Raw genomic sequence first — 18,911 nt, forward strand, 5'->3', positions numbered from 1 at the left:
GTTTTTAGAGCGCCTTCGCCAGTGCGCGATATTTGTGGAGCAGGGGTTCGGTGTAGCCATTGGGTTGGCTGACGCCTTCGAAGACCAGGGCGCGGGCGGCTTGCCAGGCGAGGCTTTCCGGATGGCCGCTCATCGGCCGATAGAGCGGATCGCCTGCATTCTGGGCGTCGACCTTGGCGGCCATGCGGGTGAAGGCGGCGTCGACCTGTTCCGCCGTGCAGACGCCGTGGAGCAGCCAGTTCGCCATATGCTGAGAGGAAATGCGCAGCGTGGCGCGGTCTTCCATCAGGCCGATGTCGTGGATGTCGGGAACCTTCGAGCAGCCGACGCCCTGGTCGATCCAGCGGACGACATAGCCCAATATGCCCTGGGCATTATTGTCCAGTTCCTGCGTGATTTCCTCCTCCGACCAGTTGCGGCCCTGGGCGACGGGGATCGTCAGCAGCTTGTCGAGCGGGGCGACGGCTTCCTTCGCGCGATCATCCTGACGTTCTAAGACGTTGACGCCGTGATAGTGAGTCGCGTGCAGCGTCGCCGCCGTGGGGGACGGAACCCAGGCGGTGTTGGCGCCGCTCTTCGGGTGGCCGATCTTCTGGTCCAGCATGTCGGCCATGCGGTCCGGCGCGGCCCACATGCCCTTGCCGATCTGGGCGCGGCCCGACAGGCCGCAGGCGAGGCCGATCTGGACATTGCGGTCCTCATAGGCCGTGATCCAGTCGCTGGCCTTCATCTCTCCCTTGCGGATCATGGGACCGGCGTGCATCGATGTGTGCATCTCGTCGCCCGTGCGGTCGAGGAAGCCGGTGTTGATGAAGACGATGCGGTCCTTCACCGCCGCGATGCAGGCGGCAAGGTTGGCGGAGGTGCGGCGTTCCTCATCCATCACGCCGACCTTGAGCGTGTGGCGGTCGAGGCCCAGAAGATCCTCTATGGCGTCGAACAGGCGGTTGGTGAAGCCGACCTCCTCCGGCCCGTGCATCTTGGGCTTGACGATATAGACGCTGCCGGCGCGGCTGTTGCCCCCTGCCCGCTTCAGGTCGTGCAGGGCGATCAGGCTGGTGACGATGCCGTCGACTATGCCTTCGGGCGCCTGCGCGCCATCGGCCAGCAGGACGGCGGGCGTGGTCATCAGATGGCCGACATTGCGGACGAACAGCAGGCTGCGGCCCGGCAGGGTGAAGACGCCGCCCTTGGGCGCTATATAGCTGCGGTCGGGGTTGAGGGCGCGGGTCATCATCGCGCCGTTCTTCTCGAACGTGTCGACAAGATTGCCCTGCATCAGGCCCAGCCAGTTGGAATAGGCGGCGACCTTGTCATCCGCGTCGACGGCGGCGACCGAGTCCTCCAGGTCGCAGATGGTGGTGAGCGCGGATTCCAGGATGATGTCGGCGATGCCCGCCGGATCGCCGCCGCCAATGGGGTGCGAGCGGTCGATGACCAGTTCGATATGCAGGCCGTTATGGCGGAGCAGGATCGCCGTGGGATCTTCCGGAGCGCCGCGATAACCGGCGAAGCCGTCCGCCTGCTCCAGGCTGGTCGCGACGACGCCGTGCGCGCCCTTGATATGCAGGTGGAGTTCGCCGTTCCAGACATGCAGCCGGACGATGTCGGACCAGCCCGCATGCCCCTTCAGCGGGACGGCGCGGTCCAGGAAATCCTTGGCCCAGGCGATGACCTGCGCGCCGCGCGCCGGGTCGTACCCCTTGCCCGACGGCGCGCCGGGCAGCGCGTCCGTGCCGTAGAGCGCATCGTACAGGCTGCCCCAGCGCGCATTGGCGGCGTTCAGCAGGAAGCGGGCGTTGAGGATGGGGACGACCAGTTGCGGTCCGGCCAGGCGGGCGACTTCATCGTCGACATTCGCGCTGCCGATCCGGAACGGCGCGGGTTCGGGGACGAGATAGTCGATCTGGCGCAGGAAGCCCTGATAGGCGGCGGCGTCGAAGGGCTGCCCCGCTTTTTCCCGGTGCCAGGCGTCGATCTGCGCCTGGAGCGCGTCGCGCCGGGCGAGCAGGGCGGCGTTTTCCGGGGCGAATTTCGCGAAGATCGCGGCGGTCCCCTGCCAGAAGGCGGCGGCGTCGATGCCCGTGCCGGGAAGCGCCCGATCCTCGATGAAGGCGGCGAGTTGCGGCGCGACCTTCAGGCCTGCGCGCTCTGTCATGCTGGTCATGGAACGATCTCCTTTGGCAGGACCATAGACGGATCGCATTATGGCGTGTAGACGCCATTATTCGAATTCAGACTTTCTTCTGGTGAAAGAAATGATGGACCCGGATTATGACCTGTTCGCGACCATCGTGGACGAAGGCGGGATGGCGGCGGCGGGGCGGCGGCTCAGCATCTCTCCCGCCATGGTGTCGAAGCGGCTGGTGCGGCTGGAGGAGCGGCTGGGCACGCGGCTGATCCACCGGACGACGCGGCGGCTGGCGCTGACCCCGGCGGGCGAGCGGCTGCACGAAGACCTGCGCGCCATCATGGCGGCGCTGGAAGAGGCGGAGCGGCGCGTGTCCGGCGCTTCGGCGGAGGCGGCGGGGACGCTGCGGGTTTCGGCGCCGACATCCTTTGGGCGGATGCATGTCGCGCCCTATCTGGGCCGGTTCCTGGAGGCGCATCCCAAGGTGCGCCTGCGGATCGACCTGTCGGACGATTATGCCGACCTGCTGGCGACGCGGGCGGACCTGGCCATTCGCATCACCGCCGATCCGGGGTCGGGGCTGGCCGCGCACAGGCTGGCGACCAACCGGCGGGTGCTGTGCGCCGCGCCCGATTACCTGGCCCGCTTCGGCGTGCCGGAAACGGTGCCCGACCTGCGCAGGCACCGGCTGCTCGCGGCGGACGGACAACTGCCCTGGCGGCTGATCGGCCCCAAGGGCGCGGCGACGGTCGAGGGCGACAGCCATGTCCGCACCAACAGCAGCGAAATGGTGCGGGAACTGGCGCTTTCCGGCGTGGGCATAGCGCTGCGTTCGCTCTGGGACATCAGCGACGCGCTGGAGCGCGGAAATGTCCGGCAGGTCATGCCGGATCATGAGGGGTCGGCGGATGTTGGCCTCTATGCCGTTCATCTGCCGCAGAATAATCCCCCGCTCGCCATCACCGCCTTCATCGATTTCCTCGCCGGACTATATGCCCCCAGCCCGCCATGGGAGCGTTCGGGCATTGCCCCCGCGTAAAAGCGGCTTTAAGGGCCGTTTCATGGATGAAAACACCCGGCGCGCCGCCCTCGACTATCACCGCTATCCGCAACCTGGAAAGCTGAGGATCGAACCGACCAAGCGCATGGTCAACCAGCGCGACCTGGCGCTGGCCTATTCGCCCGGCGTCGCCGCGCCCTGCATCGACATTGCCGAAGATCCCGAAAAGGCGATGGACTATACCGCGCGCGGCAATCTGGTCGCGGTGATCTCCAACGGGACGGCGGTGCTGGGGCTGGGCGCCATCGGCGCGCTGGCGTCGAAGCCGGTGATGGAGGGCAAGGCCGTCCTCTTCAAGAAATTCGCCGATATCGACGTGTTCGACATAGAGGTCGACACCACCGATCCGGAGAAGTTCATCGAGGCCGTCGCCCTGCTGGAGCCGACCTTCGGCGGCATCAACCTGGAGGATATCAAGGCGCCTGAATGTTTCGCCATAGAGGCGGAGCTGAAGAAGCGGATGAACATCCCCGTCTTCCACGACGACCAGCATGGCACGGCAATCGTCGTGGCGGCGGCGGTGCGCAACGCGCTGGTGTTGCAGGGCAAGACGCTGGCCGACGCGAAGCTGGTGACGTCGGGCGCGGGGGCGGCGGCGCTGGCCTGCGTCGACCTGCTGGTGTCGATGGGGCTGCCCATCGAGAATGTGACGCTGACCGACAAGGACGGCGTCATCCATTCGGGGCGGGAGGGCATGTTGCCGAACATGGCCCGCTATGCCCGGACCACCAATGCGCGCAGCCTGCCCGACGTGCTGCCGGGCGCCAACCTGTTCCTGGGCCTGTCCGCGCCGGGCGTGCTGAAGCCCGAATGGCTGCCGCTGATGGCGCCCAATCCGCTGATCTTCGCGCTCGCCAATCCGGAGCCGGAAATCCGCCCGGAAGCGGCGCGGGAGGCGCGGCCCGACGCGATCATCGCGACGGGGCGGTCGGACTATCCCAATCAGGTCAATAATGTCCTGTGCTTCCCCTATATCTTCCGGGGGGCGCTGGATGCGCGGGCGACCGAGATCAACGAGGCGATGAAGGTCGCCGCCGCCGACGCCATCGCCAACCTCGCCCGCATGCCCGCGCATGACAGCGTCGCGCAGGCCTATGGCGGGCGCAAGCTGGCGTTCGGGCCGGACTATATCATCCCGACGCCCTTCGACCCCCGGCTGATCGCGGAGATCGCCTGCGCCGTCGCCAAGGCGGCGATGGACAGCGGCGTCGCCAAGCGGCAACTGGACCTGGAGGCCTATAAGCGCCAGTTGACGCAGCAGAACGCCCGCTCCGCCCAGTTGATGCTGCCGGTGTTCGAGGCCGCCCGCGGCGCCCAGCGGCGCATCGCCTATGGGGAAGGCGAGGATGAGCGGGTGCTGCGCGCCATCCAGGATGCGCTGGACGAGGGCATCGTCCGCCCGGTGATCGTGGCGCGGCGGCGCATATTGGAACAGAAGCTGCCGGACATGGGCCTGCGGTTCCAACTGGACCGCGATGTCGAGGTGGTCGATCCGGAGACCGACCATCTGCTGATGGGCGAGCTGGTCGAAGGCTATCGCGCCGTCGCGGCGCGCAAGGGCGTGTCGGGGGCGGAGGTGGTGCGCCATGTCTATCGCCGGCCCAGCGTCACCGCCGCCATGCTGCTGCGCACCGGGCGGGTCGACGCCGCGCTGGTGGGCGGCAACAGCGATTATTGGGGCGAGGTCGAGCATGCGATGCGCATCATCGACCGCATGCCGGGCAGCAGCCGCGTCTATGCGCTGTCGGGGCTGATCCTGGACGCGGGCGCGCTGTTCATCACCGACACCCATATGGTGCCCGATCCGACGCCGGAGCAGATCGCCGAAATGGCGCTGCTGGGGGCGACGGAACTCAAGCATTTCGGCCTGACGCCGCGTGTGGCGCTGTTGTCCCACTCCAATTTCGGGGCTTCGCATTCGCCCAGCGCCCGGAAAATGCGGGAGGCGTTCAAGCTGGTAAGGCAGGCCGCGCCCGAATTGATGGTCGACGGGGAAATGCATGCCGACGCGGCGCTGAGCCAGGGGCTGCGCGAGCGGTTGATCCCCGATTCGCGGTTCGAAGGGTCGGCCAATCTGCTGGTCATGCCCAATCTGGACGCGGCGAACATCACGCTGACGGCGCTGTCGGCTTCGTCCAGTTCGCCGACGGTCGGGCCGATGCTGGTGGGGCTGGCGCAGCCGATCCATGTGCTGACGCCCGGCGTGACGGCGCGGGGCATATTGAACCTGACCGCCATCGCCGCGGCGGAGGTCGAGCGGGAGGGATGATGCTTAACCTTTGCCTGCGATAGATTGTCCAACCGGAGTGGCTGAGGGCATATGGCGCGACAGGTTTCGACAGGGGTGAAGCTGGCCATCGGCGGCGGCGCGGCGGCTGTGGCGCTGTTGCTGGGCCTGTCCATGGGCCGTGGCGGCGATCTGCCGCCCATCCAGAGCAAGGTCGTTCAGGCCAAGGTCGTTCACGCCAGGCCCGCCGAACGCACCCGCGCCCAGCCCGTGGCGGTCGATCCGCGTGCGTTGATGGTGAAGCGCGTGCTGCCGATCGACGGTCCCTTCCGCCATGGCGACTATGTCTGGGACGAAGGCGGCGCGCCCGCGACAGGGCCGCTGATCGTCACCGTCGACCTCAAGGCGCAGACGCTGTCCGTCTTCCGCGCAGGCTATGAGATCGGATCGGCGGTCATCCTCTATGGCGCCGACGACAAGCCAAGCCCTCTAGGCGCCTTTCCGATCATACAGAAGGATGCGGACCATTATTCCAGCACCTACAATAACGCGCCCATGCCCTACACGCTGCGCCTGACCAGCGATGGCGTGGCGATCCACGGCAGCGACGTGCAATGGGGCAACGCCACCCATGGCTGCATCGGCGTGCCCAAGCCTTTCGCGAAAAAGCTGTTCGGCGCGGCGAAGCTGGGCGACCTGGTCGTCATCACCGACGGCAAGATGCTGGATACCAGCCACGCCCGGCCTGAGGCGTGAATTGCGCGATCCAATGCCGCAACTGCAATAAAGTCACGCCGGCCATGGCTTGATTTTGTGCGGTAACGCTATCATGTGCGGGCGTCATTCCCACCGCATCGCAACATGGAGCAGCCGATGGCGCAGGCCAGCCGTCCCCCTTCTTCCGGCCCCGTTCACCCCGCTCTCGTCATTCTCGCGCTCTCCATGGGCGCCTTCGCCATCGGCACGACCGAATTCGCGGCGATGAGCCTGCTGCCCTTCTTCGCCGGCGACCTGCGCATCAGCGAGCCGATGGCGGGCCATGCGATCAGCGCCTATGCGCTCGGCGTGGTGGTCGGCGCGCCGGTGATCGCGGTGCTGGGGGCGCGGCTGCCCCGGCGGACGCTGCTGATCGGGTTGATGGCCCTGTTCGCCATCGGCAATGGCATGAGCGCCCTGTCGCCCGACTATGCGACGATGCTGCTGTTCCGTTTCCTGAGCGGCCTGCCCCATGGCGCCTATTTCGGCGTGGCGGCGCTGGTCGCGGCCTCGCTGGTGCCGGGCGACCGGCGCGCGCTGGCGGTGGCGCGGGTGATGACCGGCCTGACCGTCGCGACCGTGATCGGCGTGCCGGTGGCGAACTGGATGGGACAGGCGCTGGGATGGCGGTGGGGCTTTGGCATCGTGGCGGTGCTGGCGATGATCACCATGACGCTGGTGGCGCTTTACGCGCCGCGGGACGCGGGCGATCCGGCAGCCGTGCCCATGCGCGAACTGGGCGCGTTGCGAGAACCCCAGGTGCTGCTGACGCTGCTGACCGGGGCCATCGGCTTTGGCGGGCTGTTCGCGGTCTATACCTATGTGGCGTCGACCATGATTTCCGTGACCCATGTGTCGGAGCGGCTGGTGCCGGTGGTGCTGGCGATCTTCGGCATCGGCATGACGATCGGCAATCTGGCGGCGGCCTGGGCCGCGGACCGGGCGCAGGGCAGGACCGCCGTCATCGTGCTGTTGTGGAGCGCGGCGTCGCTGGCGCTGTTTCCCCTGATGGCGGGGAATATATGGAGCCTGTCGCTGGTGATCTTCCTGATCGGCTGCGGCGGGGGGCTGGGCAGCGTCTTGCAGACGCGGCTGATGGACGTGGCGGGCGATGCCCAGACGCTGGCGGCGGCGGCGCATCACAGCGCGTTCAACGTCGCCAATGCGCTGGGGCCGTGGCTGGGCGGGCTGGCCATCTCGGCCGGCTATGGGCTGACCTCCACCGGGTGGATCGGCGCGGCCCTCGCCCTGGGGGGCTTGGCGATCTTCCTGCTGGCGTTGAACCTGCGCCAAAAATCCCTGCGGCTGGCGGCGGTGGCTTGCGAATGAGCCTCGCCGGAAACGCGACAGGGGCCGGATTTCCTAATCGGGATCGCAAAGCGGATCGCCGCTGCCATCGCGGGCCTGCAAGGCCGCGGCGGCGTCGCTCGCCACGCGGGGGAAGCTGACGCCCTCCAGCGAGCCTCGCCCCTTGCAGAGTTCCGCGCATTTCATGTCGACCACGCCGGGCAGCGACAGTTGATCGCCGTCATATTGGGCCACCACGATGCAATGATCGCTGCGGGAGAAGCTGAGGATCAGCTTGTCGCCGGCCCGCCGCGCCGATCCCTTGCCGGCGCAGCTCTGGCCCTCCCCGAAGGACGCTTCCATGCCGAAGCGATAATCGCCGTCCCTGGCCGGGATCACGCAGAGCGCGTCCCGCCCCGCTTCATGATTGCGCTGGTAAAGGCCGATTGCCGGCACCTTCGCCGCGTCCGCGATCGCTCCGGTCTCGATGGCGGCGCGCTCAAGGCCGGAACTGGTCTGGATGCCGGTTTCACGCGGACCCGGCGCGGGCGCAGCCTCACGCTGGCACGCGGCGAGCGACAGCAGCGCGGCAAGGCTAGCCAGCCGCATCGACAGGCGTCAGGCCTTCCGGGCCGATGCGGCGGAAGAAGCAGGAGCGCGCGCCGGTGTGGCAGGCAGGCCCGGCGGGCACGGCCTTCACCCAGACGGCGTCCTGATCGCAATCGATGCGAAGGTCGCGCACCTTTAGCATATGGCCGGACGTCTCGCCCTTCTTCCACAGCGACTGGCGGCTGCGCGACCAGAAATGCGCAAGGCCGGTGTCGCGGGTAAGCTGGAGCGCCTTCGCGTTCATGTGCGCGACCATCAGCAATTCGCCGCTGTCCGCATCGGTGACGACGGCGGTGATCAGGCCGTCCCGGTCATATTTGGGGTTGAGGGCCAGGCCCTTGTCGCGCGCTTCGTCCATGAGCGGGCTATAGAGGGCTGCGGCGCTCGTGCGAAGCCCTGAATGATGGGCGGCGTATCGGGCAGAGAAGCAACAAGGCGCTTCGAGGGGATCGGCGCGAAAGAGCCGAGGCGGTGCGCTGGCCCTTTCCTGCCGCGACTGTCCAGGAAGGAAGGAAATGGGGCGATCGACGGGATCCGAACCCGCGACCTCCGGTACCACAAACCGGCGCTCTAACCAACTGAGCTACGATCGCCACAGGGGCCGTGCCCCTTGAGAGAAGGGCCACATATGCGGCCCATCCCGCGCCGTCAAGCGGACTGATGCGGAAAAAGCCGGGATGCCGCAATAAAAAGAAAAGGGGCGAAGGGCATGAAGCCCCCGTCCCTTTTCATGCCTTGGAAAATCAGCGCGCATGGGAGCATTTGCTCCCTGTTGCCGCGCTGAAATCCGGCGCTCTCTCTCCGATAAAACTTCGCCAACCGCGACGCCGGCTCAAAAAACGGACCGGGGCGCTTCATAGGAAAGCGCCCCAGGAAAATCCTTAGTTGACCGAATCCTTCAGGCCCTTGCCGGCCTTGAACTTCGGCTGGGCCGAAGCCTTGATCGTCATCGTCTCGCCCGTGCGCGGGTTGCGGCCGGTCGAGGCCTTGCGCTGCGAAACGGAGAAAGTGCCGAAACCGACCAGGCGAACTTCATCCCCCTTCTTCAGGGCTCCGGTGATGGCGTCGAAAACGCCCTCGACTGCCTTGCTGGCGTCGCTCTTGGAAAGGCCGCTGCTTTCAGCGACTGCGCTGATAAGATCCTGCTTGTTCATGCCTTGGGAACCCCCTTCTAGCTGTCTGGATAGTTTAGGAATCGCGGCGTAGGCGGGGCAATAAGGCGCAGCTTTCGGGCCTTGTCAAAGGGAAAGCGGCATCGGCGCCCGGCGAGGCGAGATTTTATGGTAAAAGCCTGCTGAATCGCCGCCCGCCGCTGCCTTTTTCGTCCATCTCAGTGCCGGATGGGGGCTTCCCCGTCCCGCCCCTGCGCCGGGTTCGGCTGGGCGGCGAGGTCGTCCTCTTCGGTCCAGGCGATCGCTTCGGGCTTGCTCACCAGGGCGCGGGCCAGCACCTCGTCCACATGGGACACGGGAACGATCTCCAGCCCTTCCCGGATATTGGCCGGAATCTCCGCGAGATCCTTCTCATTCTCGGCCGGGATCAGCACCGTCTTGATGCCGCCGCGCAGCGCCGCGAGCAGCTTTTCCTTGAGGCCTCCGATGGGAAGCACGCGGCCGCGCAGCGTGACTTCGCCGGTCATCGCCACATCCTTGTGCACGGGAATGCCGGTCAGCGTCGACACGATGGTCGTCACCATGCCGATGCCCGCCGAAGGCCCGTCCTTGGGCACCGCGCCTTCGGGAAGGTGGATATGGATGTCCTTGCGGGTGAAGATGCTGGGCTTGATCCCATAGCCGGGCGAGCGCGCCTTCACATAGGAGAAGGCGGCCTGGACCGACTCGTTCATCACCTCGCCCAGCTTGCCGGTGGTCCTGATCGCGCCCTTGCCGGGCACGGTCACCGCCTCGATGGTCAGCAGTTCGCCGCCCACCTCGGTCCAGGCCAGGCCCGTCACCGCGCCGATCTGATGCTCCTCCTCGCCCACGCCATGGCGGAATTTCCGCACCCCGGCATAGTCGGCCAGGTTTTCCGGCGTGATCGTCACCTTGTCATAGGCGCCTTCGAGGATCTTGCGCAGCGCCTTGCGGGCGAGGCGCGCCACTTCGCGTTCCAGCGTGCGAACGCCGGCTTCGCGGGTATAGTAGCGGATGAGGTCGCGGACAGCCTCCTCCGTGACGTCGAGTTCGCCTTCCTTGAGGCCATGGGCGTCGATCTGCTTGGGCAGCAGGTGGCGCTGCGCGATCTCCACCTTCTCGTCCTCGGTATAGCCCTCCAGCCGGATGATCTCCATGCGGTCGAGCAAGGGCTGAGGCAAATTCAGGGAGTTGGCGGTCGTCACGAACATCACGTCTGAAAGATCGACGTCGATCTCCAGATAATGATCCTGGAACTTGCTGTTCTGTTCGGGGTCCAGCACCTCCAGCAGGGCGGAGGCCGGATCGCCGCGGAAATCCTGGCCCAGCTTGTCAATCTCGTCCAGCAGGAACAGCGGGTTCATCGTCCCCGCCTTCTTGAGGTTGGAGACGATCTTGCCCGGCAGCGAGCCGATATAGGTCCGGCGATGGCCGCGGATTTCCGCTTCGTCGCGCACGCCGCCCAGCGACTGGCGCACGAATTCGCGGCCCGTCGCCTTGGCGATGCTGCGGCCGAGCGAGGTCTTGCCGACGCCCGGAGGACCGACGAGGCACAGGATCGGGCCCTTCAGCTTGTTGGTGCGCGCCTGCACGGCGAGATATTCGATGATCCGGTCCTTGACCTTTTCCAGCGCGAAATGATCCTCGTCCAGGATCGCCTGCGCCTTCCTGAGGTCGGTCTTGACCTTGCCCTTCTTGCCCCAGGGCAGGCCGAGCAGCACGTCGAGATAGTTGCGCACGACCGTCGCTTCGGCGGACATGGGCTGCATGCCCTTGAGCTTCTTCAGTTCCGCCGTCGCCTTGGCGCGGGCTTCCTTGCTGAGCTTGGCCTTGGCGATCTTCTCGGTCAGTTCGGCGAGTTCGTCGCCTTCCTCGCCCTCGCCATTGCCCAGTTCGCGCTGGATCGCCTTCAACTGCTCGTTCAGATAATATTCGCGCTGGGTCTTTTCCATCTGCCGCTTCACGCGGCCGCGAATCTTCTTCTCGACCTGGAGCACGCCCAGTTCGCCTTCCATGAAGGCGAAGACCATTTCGAGGCGCTTGACCGGATCGGCCTCGACCAGCAGGGATTGCTTGTCGGCGACCTTCACGTTGATGTTGGCGGCGACGGCGTCGGCCAGACGGCCCGCATCCTCGATCTCGCGCAACTGCACCGGGGTTTCGGCAGGCAGCTTCTTGTTGAGCTTGGCGTAATTTTCGAACTGTTCGGCCACCGAACGCATCAGCGCGGCGGCTTCCGGCCCTTCGGCAGCGATTTCCTCGACCGCCGTCACATCGGCGACCATATGGCCGTCGGCCTGCCCAATGCCGTCGAGGCGCGCGCGCTGCTTGCCCTCCACCAGCACGCGGACGGTGCCGTCGGGGAGCTTCAGCAATTGCAGCACCACGGCGATGACGCCGGTGTAGTAGAGCGAATCCTGCCCCGGATCATCCTCCGCCGGGTCAAGCTGCGACACCAGGAAGATTTCCTTGTCGCCTTCCATCGCCGATTCGAGCGCGGCCACGCTCTTGTCGCGACCCACGAACAGCGGCACGATCATCTGCGGGAAAACGACGATGTCGCGCAGGGGCAGAAGGGGGTATTGCGTAGTCATTCACTCTCCGGGGCGGCATCCCACCCAGTCATGCGGTTCATCGCCTTTATGGGGATGGTCGCCGCATGGTTCAATCATGCGTTATGGGATCGCAATGATGAATAAAGGCTGATCCCCGGCGCGTCCGCGATCAGAAAGGCAGCTTGAAACCGGGCGGCAGCGGCAGGCCGGCGGTCATCTTGCCCATTTCGGCGTTGGAGACTTCGTCCGCCTTCTTGCGCGCATCGTTGAACGCGGCGGTGATGAGATCCTCCAGCATCTGCTTTTCCGACGGGGCGAGCAGGCTGTCGTCGATGGCGACGCCCAATATGCGGCCCTTGGCGGAGGCGCGGACCTTGACCAGCCCGCCGCCGGCCGTGCCCTCCACCTCCAGCCTGTCGAGATTTTCCTGGGCGCGTTGCAGTTCCTCCTGCACGCGGCTCGCCATGCCCAATATTTCGTTCAGATCCTTCATCGCTCTGCGCTCCATTGTTCGAGCCCGTCGCCAAGCTCGGCATCGGGGAAAGCGGCCAACGCCGCCTTGACCACCGGGGTTTCCATGATTTCCGCGCGGGCGTCCGCCGCCTTGCGCATTTCCTGCTCCAGCAGGGTGGGCGCGGCGGGGCCATCGACGGCATTGACGCGCCAGGCCGTGCCGGTGACCTCGCGCAGCGCCGGGGTGAGGCGGGCAAGGAAATCGGACGGCAGGGAGGGCGTCGGGGCATAGTCCAGTTCCGGCGCGGCATAGCGGACGACGCCGATGCAATCGTGCAGTTCCTGCGCGAGCTGGCCCTTGCCGCGCTGCCAGAAAGCCTCGATCAGTTCCTCGAAGCTGGCGGGGAGCGTGGCGGCGGGCGCCGAGGATGGGGCGGCTGCGTCCCCCTCGCCCGGCGCGGCGGCGGCTGGCGCGCCTTCCCGGATCAGGCGGGCGATCTCGCCGGGGTCGGGCATGGTCGCGGCGTGCATCACGCGCAGCAGCGCCATTTCGCAGCTTTCGATGGGCAGCGCGGCGCTGGCGACCTCGTCATGGCCCTTCAGCAGCAACTGCCAAAGCCGATGCAGCGGCGCGAAGCCGAGTTGCGACGCCCAGTCGGCCAGCGCCTCGCGCTCCTCCGCCGACTGGCCGGGATTGGCGATGTCGCGGCCCGCCTTCACCAGCGTCACGGCATGGACCAGTTCCAGCAGGCCGCGCATCAGCGAGAGCGGCTCCACGCCCAGCGCATATTGGTCGCGCACTGCGCCCAGCAGCACGCCGGTGTCGCCCTCCAGCAGCAGGCCGAGCAGGCGACGCGTGGCGCCCCTGTCGGAAAGGCCCAGCATGTCGCGGACCTGCGCGGCGGTGACGAGCGGCGCGCCTTCGCCCATTTCGGCATGGGCGATGGCCTGGTCGAGGATGGAGAGGCCGTCGCGGGCGGAGCCTTCGGCGGCCTGGGCTATGAGGGCCAGGGCATCGGGTTCGGCGGCGACCGATTCCGCCTCCACCACATGGGCGAAATGGGCGGCGAGCAGTTCAGCGGGGATGCGGCGCAGGTCGAAGCGCTGGCAGCGCGACAGCACCGTCACCGGCACCTTGTTCACCTCCGTCGTTGCCAGCACGAACTTCACATGTTCAGGCGGCTCCTCCAGCGTCTTCAGCAAAGCATTGAAAGCATTGCGGGAAAGCATGTGAACTTCATCGATGATATAAATCTTGTATCGGGCCGAATAGGCGCCTTTGCCCGCTATATCGATGATCGAACGAATATCGTCGACGCCGGTATGGCTGGCGGCGTCCATCTCCAGAACGTCGATATGCCGCCCCTCGCCAATGGCCATGCAGGGCTCGCAGAGGCCGCAGGGATCGATGGTGGGACCGCCCTGCCCGTCCGGGCCGACGCAGTTCAGCGCCTTGGCGATGAGGCGGGCGGTGGAGGTCTTCCCCACGCCGCGCACGCCGGTCATCAGGAAGGCATGGGCCAGGCGACCCCGGCGGATCGCATTGCCCAGCGTCTGGACCATCGCGTCCTGCCCGATCAGTTCGCTGAAATTGCGCGGGCGATATTTGCGCGCAAGGACGCGATAGGGCTGAGGGGAATCGGACATTCGAATCTTCTAGCCGTTCGTGCGGGGCTTGGCGACCCGAAGGGAAGCCTCCTTCGTTCCCATAGCGAAAGAAGAAGCGGCGTTCGACAGGCTGGGCCAGAACGGGGTTTGGATGGCGGTGGGAGCCGGAACGACCCGCAGCGAAATCACTGTGGCTGCTTCCGTCAGGACCTGACCAGGTTCGCGACGACTGCGTCCGCCCGACTCCCGGCGCGGCATATGGCGAAAGGCGGTGGGGATGGCAAGGGGTTAAGGGATCGGCCGGACAGGGGCTTTCCGTGCTTCTGCGAAGGCGGGAGCCCAAGGCCCGGTTGCGCTTCTCCACCCTGGACTTCTGCCTTCCCAGGAGCCCATTGGTTTTCTTTTGGTTCCTTCCGGGTCTATTCCAGCCCGGTCTTCTGCGCCTTATCCACGAAATCCAGCGCGGCGCGGGCGGTTTCGGCTATGGCGGCTTCGGCGGCCTTGGCGTCGACCGTCGGGCGGTCGAGATAGATGGCCAGGATATATTCCTCGCCCGACGGGGCCTTCACCAGCGCCACGTCATTATAGGCGGTGCCGCAGCTTCCCGTCTTGCTGCCGGAGATCCAGCCCTTGGGCAGGCCCGCCTTGATCCGGTTGGCGCCGGTGGTGCTGGCATTGAGCCAGCCGCGCAGCTTTCCGGCGCTTTCCGGAGCGAGGTCGCGGAAGATCAGGCGGCCCATCAGGCCGGCCATGGCGGCGGGGCTGGTGGTGTCGCGCTCGTCGCCCTCCGCATTCTCGTTGAGAGACGGCTCATTGCGGTCGAGCCGCGTCACCATGTCGCCATGGGCGCGGATGAAGCGGGTCAGGCCCTCCGGCCCGCCGACCATCGGCAGCAGCAGGTTGGCCGCGCTGTTGTCGCTGACCTCCACGGCGGCGGCGGCGAGTTCCTCCATCGACATGCGGCCGCGCTTCACATTCTTCCTGACGACCGGGGCATAGTCCAGCAGATCGGCCTTGGCGAAGCTGATCTGCCCCTCCAGCCCGAACTTGCCGCCTTCCGCGCCCGCCAGCACGGCGGCGGCGAGCGGCGCCTTGAAGGTCGAGCACATGGCGAAACGCTCGTCCCGGTTGAAACCAAGGATCAGCGCGCCCTTGCCGTCGACCAGCGCCACGCCCAGCCGGCCGCCGCTTTCCGTCTCTATCTCCTTGGGATTGCGGACCGACTTCATGGCGGATTCGCTCACCATATAGCGGGGCGGCGGCGGGAGCAGCGACTGGCGCGGCGCTTCCTGCTGCGCGGCCGCCGGGGCGGCGAGCAGCAGGGCCGCGAATATCAGGCGCCTGGGCAAGCTCACATTCCCTGCATATTGTAGGATTCGCCCGGAATGCGGACGGTCAGGCTGTCGAGCTGTTCATCCAGCACGATCTGGCAGGACAGGCGGCTGGTGCGGGTCGCGGCGGCGGCGAGGTCCAGCATGTCCTCCTCATCCTCGCTCGCCTTGCCGAGCTTGGAGAAATCGGCGGCGTCGACGATGACATGGCAGGTGGAACAGGCCATCTGCCCTTCGCATGTTCCCTCCAGCGGCTGGCCCGCGGCCTGCGCGACGTCCAGCAGCACGGCGCCCGGCGGCGCTTCGACCTCCTGCTTATGCTCTCCATCCGCGCTGATGAAGACGACCCTGGTCATGATATGCGTTCCCCGCTCTGTATTGCCGCATGATGCGAAAAGCGGTTTTCCGCTTTTCCGCGCGACGCTTCATGGCGCCCATATTTGGGCTGCCCTGTTCATTGCCTCCGCCGCATCCTCCAATTCGGCCAGTGTCGTGTACCGGCCGAAGCCGATCCGCACCGATCCGCGCGCCTCCGCGTCTGAAAGGCCGAGTGCGCGCAGCACATGGCTAGGCCGCCCGGACCCACTTGCGCAAGCGCTGCCGAGCGAAAAAGCGACATCGCGGCATTCCGACAACAGCCGCGCGCCGTCCACGCCCGTTCGACGCAGGTTCAGATTGCCATGATAGCGCAGGCTTTCGCTGCCGTTGAGCGTCCATTGGGAGAAGAGACGGCGGGCAGCGTTCCAGAGCGTTTCCGCATGCGCCCGGTCGCCATCCGCCCGTTCGCGCATCAGCCGGGCGGCGGCGCCGAAACCCGCGCACAGCGCCGGCGACAGGGTGCCAGAACGCAGGCCGCCCTCCTGCCCGCCGCCATGGATGACGGGCGTCAGGGCCACGTCGTCGCGCAGCCAGAGCGCGCCTATGCCCTTGGGTCCATGGACCTTGTGGGCGCTGATCGCGATCATGTCGCAGCGGGGCGGGATGGGCACGCGGCCATAGCCCTGCACGGCGTCGCAGAGGAACAGCGCGCCTGCCTTGTGCGAAAGGTCGGCCAGTTCCGCGACAGGCTGGATGACGCCGATCTCGTTATTGACCAGCATGGCCGCGACCAGCGCCGTGCCCGGACGGATCGCCCTGGCGGCTTCTTCTAGGTCGACGATGCCGTCGGGACCGACCGGCAGGATGGTGATGTCCCGCCCCGCCCTGCCCATCGCCTGGACCGTGTCGAGGACGGCGGCATGTTCTGTGGCGATGGTGACGATGCCGCCCGGCGAGGCGCCCTGAATCGCCATGTTGAGCGCTTCCGTCGCGCCGGAGGTGAAGATCAGGCGGCCGCCATCCGGCAGCAGCTTCAGGATTTCGGCGCGGGCATGCTCGACCTGCGCGGCGGCGGCCCGGCCGAGCCGGTGGGCGCTGTGCGGATTGGCGAACTGGTCGCGCAGCAGCGGGACCATCGCGTCGAAGGCTTCGGGCGCGAGCGGCGTCGTCGCCTGATAGTCGAGATAGACGGTCATCGCGCCCGTTCCGCCATCCGCGTCCAGGCCGCGACGAAGCGATCCACGTCCGCCTCGCTCGTATCCGGGCCGAAGCTGACGCGGACGACTTCGCCCGCCCGCGCATCGTCCCAGCCCATGGCGCGCAGGACATGGCTGGTCTTGAGCGAACCTGAGGAACAGGCGCTGCCGGCCGAGACGGAAATGCCGGCGAGGTCGAACTGGATTAGCTGGGCGCGGGCGGAAAGGCCGGGCATGCGGTAGCCGGCGATGGTGGGGATGCGCGGCGTATCGCGGGCGACGATCTCGCCCCCGGACGCTTCGATGGCGGCGTCAAGTTTGGCGCGGAGGGTCTCGGCCCTGGGGAGCCAGTCGGCGCGGGCTTCGAGCGCCGCCGCCATGGCGAGGATGGCGGGGAGGTTTTCGGTTCCGGCGCGATAGCCCTGCTCCTGGCCGCCGCTGGGGTCGATCAGGACGAGGTCTTTGATCAGCAGCGCGCCGATGCCGGGCGGGCCGCCGAATTTATGGGCGCTGACGGCGATCATGTCGGCGTCGGGAAGCGGGAGTTTGGCGGCGCTCTGGGCGCAGTCGGCGAAGAGGATGATATTTTCGCGGGCGATGGCGTCCAGCGGCTGGATGACGCCGGTTTCGTTGTTGACGTGCTGGACGGCGAGGAGAACCCTCTCATCCGTTCGGGCTGAGCTTGTCGAAGCCCTCCCCTTCTCTTCCGAAAACAAGTGTTGGGCTTCGACAGGCTCAGCCCGAACGGGGAAAAGAGTGGCGAGACCATCGGACGTTACTTCCAGACGTTCGGCCTGGGGCGTGACGCGCAGGACCGAATCATGTTCGACCGGGGAGGTCAGGATGCGGCCCGCCCTGGCCCGCCCCAGTCCGATGGCGATGGCCTCGCTGGCGCCGGAGGTGAAGAGGATCTGGCCGCCCCAGCCCAGCGCAGCGCCGATGCGGCGGCGGGCGTCCTCCAGCGCGGCGCGGGCGGCGCGGCCGTCGCCATGGGGGCTGGACGGGTTGGACCAGTTGTCCAGCGCCTCGACCATCGCCGCCTTCGCCTGGGGCAGGACAGGCGTGGTGGCGGCGTGATCCAGATAGAGACGGTCGGAAGCCACGGATCTGGGAAGACTCATTGATTGCGGAAATGGTGGCGACTTCTATATAGGCGGTCTGTCGCGCAGCGCCAGCACTGGCTGCTGCGCCCTCTCCATTCGCGGCTCGCCCTGTTTCGGGTGGGGCCGCCCAGAACCATAACAGGTGCCATGCCCGACGTTATTTTCCCCGGTCCCGAAGGTCGCCTCGAAGGCCGCTTCAGCCCTCCGCCCCGCCCCCGCGCGCCCGTCGCGATGATTCTGCACCCGCACCCGCAGGGCGGCGGCACGATGAACGACCGCATCACCCAGGCGCTCTACAAGACCTTCGTGCGGCGCGGCTTCGCCACGCTGCGCTTCAACTTCCGGGGCGTCGGGCGGAGCCAGGGCACGTTCGACAACGGCATAGGCGAGTTGAGCGACGCCGCAGCGGCGCTCGACTGGGTGCAGAGCTTCCATCCGGAGGCGCAGACGACCTGGATCGCGGGCTTCTCCTTCGGGGCGTGGATCGGCATGCAGTTGCTGATGCGGCGGCCGGAAATCCGGGGCTTCATCTCTGTCGCGCCGCCCGCGAACATGTATGACTTCTCCTTCCTGGCGCCCTGCCCTTCGTCCGGCATCATCGTGCAGGGGACGGCGGACGAGGTCGTGACCGCCAGCGCCGTGCAGAAGCTGGTCGACAAGCTGCGGACGCAGAAGGGCATCACCATCCATCATGACGAGATCCGTGGCGCGAACCACTTTTTCGAGCATGAGCTGGACCAGTTGATGAAGTCGGTCGACAATTATCTGGACATGCGGCTTTCGCCGGATTCGCCGATACGGTGAATGGGTTTTGCGGTTGAGGATTTGGGGGCTGCCTTGGCGGCCCCTTTTCTTTTTGGGCTGGCACAGAAGCCGCCGCATGGCCCAATATCGATGCAGCTTAGCGGCCGTCCTTTTCCAGCACAGGCAGGTCCGGGCCGGGGATGGCGGTGATGGCGACATTGGCGAACAGGACGAGGCCCGCGACGATCATCAACGCCCCCCGCCTGCGGTCGCCCCGCTTCACGATGGCGTAGATGCCGCCGCCGGTCAGCGCCATGCCCGCGAGCATCAATATGGATAAAATCGTGCCAGCCATGAAGCAGGCCATAGGTGGGCGGGTGGACTGTGGCAATATCGCGGA

General features: G+C 66.7%; 17 protein-coding genes, 1 tRNA gene and 1 other RNA gene. 5 read left to right on the forward strand and 14 right to left on the reverse strand.

The genetic code is table 11. The annotated features are described in order from the left end of the window. Nucleotides 1-4: 4 nt before the first annotated feature. Nucleotides 5-2,167, reverse strand: coding sequence for a malate synthase G (locus Sj15T_RS07275; RefSeq protein WP_013040431.1), 2,163 nt, complete (start codon nucleotides 2,165-2,167; stop codon nucleotides 5-7). Between the two features lie 91 nt (nucleotides 2,168-2,258). Between Sj15T_RS07275 and Sj15T_RS07280 the strand changes: the two genes are divergently transcribed. The 4 genes from Sj15T_RS07280 (at nucleotide 2,259) to Sj15T_RS07295 (ending at nucleotide 7,503) form a co-directional block, all read left to right on the forward strand. Then, nucleotides 2,259-3,170 carry a LysR family transcriptional regulator gene (locus Sj15T_RS07280; RefSeq protein WP_041385947.1) on the forward strand — a complete coding sequence of 304 codons (912 nt, stop codon included), beginning with the start codon at nucleotides 2,259-2,261 and terminating at the stop codon, nucleotides 3,168-3,170. Nucleotides 3,171-3,192: 22 nt separating this feature from the next. Then, the gene (locus tag Sj15T_RS07285; protein ID WP_013040433.1) at nucleotides 3,193-5,460 is read left to right on the forward strand and encodes an NADP-dependent malic enzyme; all 2,268 of its coding nucleotides are present in this window, start codon (nucleotides 3,193-3,195) and stop codon (nucleotides 5,458-5,460) included. A 51-nt stretch (nucleotides 5,461-5,511) separates the two neighbouring features. Further along, on the forward strand, nucleotides 5,512-6,174 hold the full coding sequence (locus Sj15T_RS07290; protein ID WP_013040434.1) for a L,D-transpeptidase family protein: 663 nt from the start codon (nucleotides 5,512-5,514) through the stop codon (nucleotides 6,172-6,174). Between the two features lie 117 nt (nucleotides 6,175-6,291). Next, nucleotides 6,292-7,503 (forward strand): MFS transporter, encoded by a 1,212-nt coding sequence (locus Sj15T_RS07295; protein WP_013040435.1) that lies wholly within the window; start codon nucleotides 6,292-6,294, stop codon nucleotides 7,501-7,503. A 33-nt stretch (nucleotides 7,504-7,536) separates the two neighbouring features. Here Sj15T_RS07295 and Sj15T_RS07300 read toward each other — a convergent pair whose 3' ends face one another. The 12 genes from Sj15T_RS07300 to Sj15T_RS07355 all read right to left on the reverse strand — a co-directional run bounded on the left by Sj15T_RS07300 (nucleotide 7,537) and on the right by Sj15T_RS07355 (nucleotide 17,767). Beyond that, nucleotides 7,537-8,070 carry a hypothetical protein gene (locus Sj15T_RS07300; protein WP_013040436.1) on the reverse strand — a complete coding sequence of 178 codons (534 nt, stop codon included), beginning with the start codon at nucleotides 8,068-8,070 and terminating at the stop codon, nucleotides 7,537-7,539. After that, a complete protein-coding gene (gene hisI / locus Sj15T_RS07305; RefSeq protein ID WP_007688801.1) occupies nucleotides 8,057-8,428 on the reverse strand; it encodes a phosphoribosyl-AMP cyclohydrolase in 372 nt (123 codons plus the stop codon). The genes Sj15T_RS07300 and hisI overlap by 14 nt, the downstream gene beginning before the upstream one ends. Nucleotides 8,429-8,586: 158 nt before the next feature. After that, a tRNA-His gene (locus tag Sj15T_RS07310) sits at nucleotides 8,587-8,663 on the reverse strand. Nucleotides 8,664-8,951: 288 nt separating this feature from the next. After that, a complete protein-coding gene (locus tag Sj15T_RS07315) occupies nucleotides 8,952-9,224 on the reverse strand; it encodes an HU family DNA-binding protein (protein ID WP_007688799.1) in 273 nt (90 codons plus the stop codon). A gap of 176 nt (nucleotides 9,225-9,400) precedes the next feature. After that, the gene (gene lon / locus Sj15T_RS07320; RefSeq protein ID WP_013040438.1) at nucleotides 9,401-11,797 is read right to left on the reverse strand and encodes an endopeptidase La; all 2,397 of its coding nucleotides are present in this window, start codon (nucleotides 11,795-11,797) and stop codon (nucleotides 9,401-9,403) included. 130 nt (nucleotides 11,798-11,927) lie between these two features. Beyond that, nucleotides 11,928-12,251 carry a YbaB/EbfC family nucleoid-associated protein gene (locus Sj15T_RS07325; protein ID WP_007688797.1) on the reverse strand — a complete coding sequence of 108 codons (324 nt, stop codon included), beginning with the start codon at nucleotides 12,249-12,251 and terminating at the stop codon, nucleotides 11,928-11,930. Then, a complete protein-coding gene (locus Sj15T_RS07330; RefSeq protein WP_013040439.1) occupies nucleotides 12,248-13,858 on the reverse strand; it encodes a DNA polymerase III subunit gamma/tau in 1,611 nt (536 codons plus the stop codon). Before Sj15T_RS07330 ends, Sj15T_RS07325 begins: the two co-directional genes overlap by 4 nt. A 114-nt stretch (nucleotides 13,859-13,972) precedes the next feature. Beyond that, an RNA gene (ffs, locus tag Sj15T_RS07335) (signal recognition particle sRNA small type) lies at nucleotides 13,973-14,070 on the reverse strand. Between the two features lie 168 nt (nucleotides 14,071-14,238). Beyond that, the gene (gene blaSGM / locus Sj15T_RS07340; RefSeq protein WP_253720711.1) at nucleotides 14,239-15,153 is read right to left on the reverse strand and encodes an SGM family class A beta-lactamase; all 915 of its coding nucleotides are present in this window, start codon (nucleotides 15,151-15,153) and stop codon (nucleotides 14,239-14,241) included. Between the two features lie 17 nt (nucleotides 15,154-15,170). Beyond that, on the reverse strand, nucleotides 15,171-15,506 hold the full coding sequence (locus Sj15T_RS07345; RefSeq protein ID WP_007688791.1) for a 2Fe-2S iron-sulfur cluster-binding protein: 336 nt from the start codon (nucleotides 15,504-15,506) through the stop codon (nucleotides 15,171-15,173). 69 nt (nucleotides 15,507-15,575) lie between these two features. Beyond that, nucleotides 15,576-16,664, reverse strand: a complete 1,089-nt coding sequence (locus tag Sj15T_RS07350) for a cysteine desulfurase family protein (protein WP_013040441.1) — start codon at nucleotides 16,662-16,664, stop codon at nucleotides 15,576-15,578. After that, nucleotides 16,661-17,767 carry an aminotransferase class V-fold PLP-dependent enzyme gene (locus Sj15T_RS07355; protein WP_013040442.1) on the reverse strand — a complete coding sequence of 369 codons (1,107 nt, stop codon included), beginning with the start codon at nucleotides 17,765-17,767 and terminating at the stop codon, nucleotides 16,661-16,663. The genes Sj15T_RS07350 and Sj15T_RS07355 overlap by 4 nt, the downstream gene beginning before the upstream one ends. 147 nt (nucleotides 17,768-17,914) lie before the next feature. Here Sj15T_RS07355 and Sj15T_RS07360 point away from each other — a divergent pair, with 147 nt between their 5' ends. Beyond that, a complete protein-coding gene (locus Sj15T_RS07360) occupies nucleotides 17,915-18,571 on the forward strand; it encodes an alpha/beta hydrolase (RefSeq protein ID WP_013040443.1) in 657 nt (218 codons plus the stop codon). Nucleotides 18,572-18,668: 97 nt separating this feature from the next. Here the strand turns inward: Sj15T_RS07360 and Sj15T_RS07365 are convergent, their stop codons facing one another. Further along, nucleotides 18,669-18,866 carry a hypothetical protein gene (locus Sj15T_RS07365; RefSeq protein ID WP_013040444.1) on the reverse strand — a complete coding sequence of 66 codons (198 nt, stop codon included), beginning with the start codon at nucleotides 18,864-18,866 and terminating at the stop codon, nucleotides 18,669-18,671. Between the last annotated feature and the right edge of the window lie 45 nt (nucleotides 18,867-18,911).

It is taken from the genome of Sphingobium sp. TA15 (assembly GCF_037101235.1).
GTDB classification, from domain to species: Bacteria; Pseudomonadota; Alphaproteobacteria; order Sphingomonadales; family Sphingomonadaceae; genus Sphingobium; species Sphingobium indicum.

Coding starts and splice junctions, on each gene's coding strand:
- Sj15T_RS07350 (WP_013040441.1), bottom strand. CDS start 16,664: ATGACCGTCTATCTCGACTATCAGGCGACGACGCCGCTCGCGCCCGAA.
- Sj15T_RS07290 (WP_013040434.1), top strand. CDS start 5,512: ATGGCGCGACAGGTTTCGACAGGGGTGAAGCTGGCCATCGGCGGCGGC.
- Sj15T_RS07345 (WP_007688791.1), bottom strand. CDS start 15,506: ATGACCAGGGTCGTCTTCATCAGCGCGGATGGAGAGCATAAGCAGGAG.
- hisI (WP_007688801.1), bottom strand. CDS start 8,428: ATGGACGAAGCGCGCGACAAGGGCCTGGCCCTCAACCCCAAATATGAC.
- Sj15T_RS07315 (WP_007688799.1), bottom strand. CDS start 9,224: ATGAACAAGCAGGATCTTATCAGCGCAGTCGCTGAAAGCAGCGGCCTT.
- Sj15T_RS07300 (WP_013040436.1), bottom strand. CDS start 8,070: ATGCGGCTGGCTAGCCTTGCCGCGCTGCTGTCGCTCGCCGCGTGCCAG.
- Sj15T_RS07325 (WP_007688797.1), bottom strand. CDS start 12,251: ATGAAGGATCTGAACGAAATATTGGGCATGGCGAGCCGCGTGCAGGAG.
- Sj15T_RS07275 (WP_013040431.1), bottom strand. CDS start 2,167: ATGACCAGCATGACAGAGCGCGCAGGCCTGAAGGTCGCGCCGCAACTC.
- Sj15T_RS07360 (WP_013040443.1), top strand. CDS start 17,915: ATGCCCGACGTTATTTTCCCCGGTCCCGAAGGTCGCCTCGAAGGCCGC.
- Sj15T_RS07285 (WP_013040433.1), top strand. CDS start 3,193: ATGGATGAAAACACCCGGCGCGCCGCCCTCGACTATCACCGCTATCCG.
- lon (WP_013040438.1), bottom strand. CDS start 11,797: ATGACTACGCAATACCCCCTTCTGCCCCTGCGCGACATCGTCGTTTTC.
- Sj15T_RS07365 (WP_013040444.1), bottom strand. CDS start 18,866: ATGGCTGGCACGATTTTATCCATATTGATGCTCGCGGGCATGGCGCTG.
- Sj15T_RS07295 (WP_013040435.1), top strand. CDS start 6,292: ATGGCGCAGGCCAGCCGTCCCCCTTCTTCCGGCCCCGTTCACCCCGCT.
- Sj15T_RS07280 (WP_041385947.1), top strand. CDS start 2,259: ATGATGGACCCGGATTATGACCTGTTCGCGACCATCGTGGACGAAGGC.
- Sj15T_RS07330 (WP_013040439.1), bottom strand. CDS start 13,858: ATGTCCGATTCCCCTCAGCCCTATCGCGTCCTTGCGCGCAAATATCGC.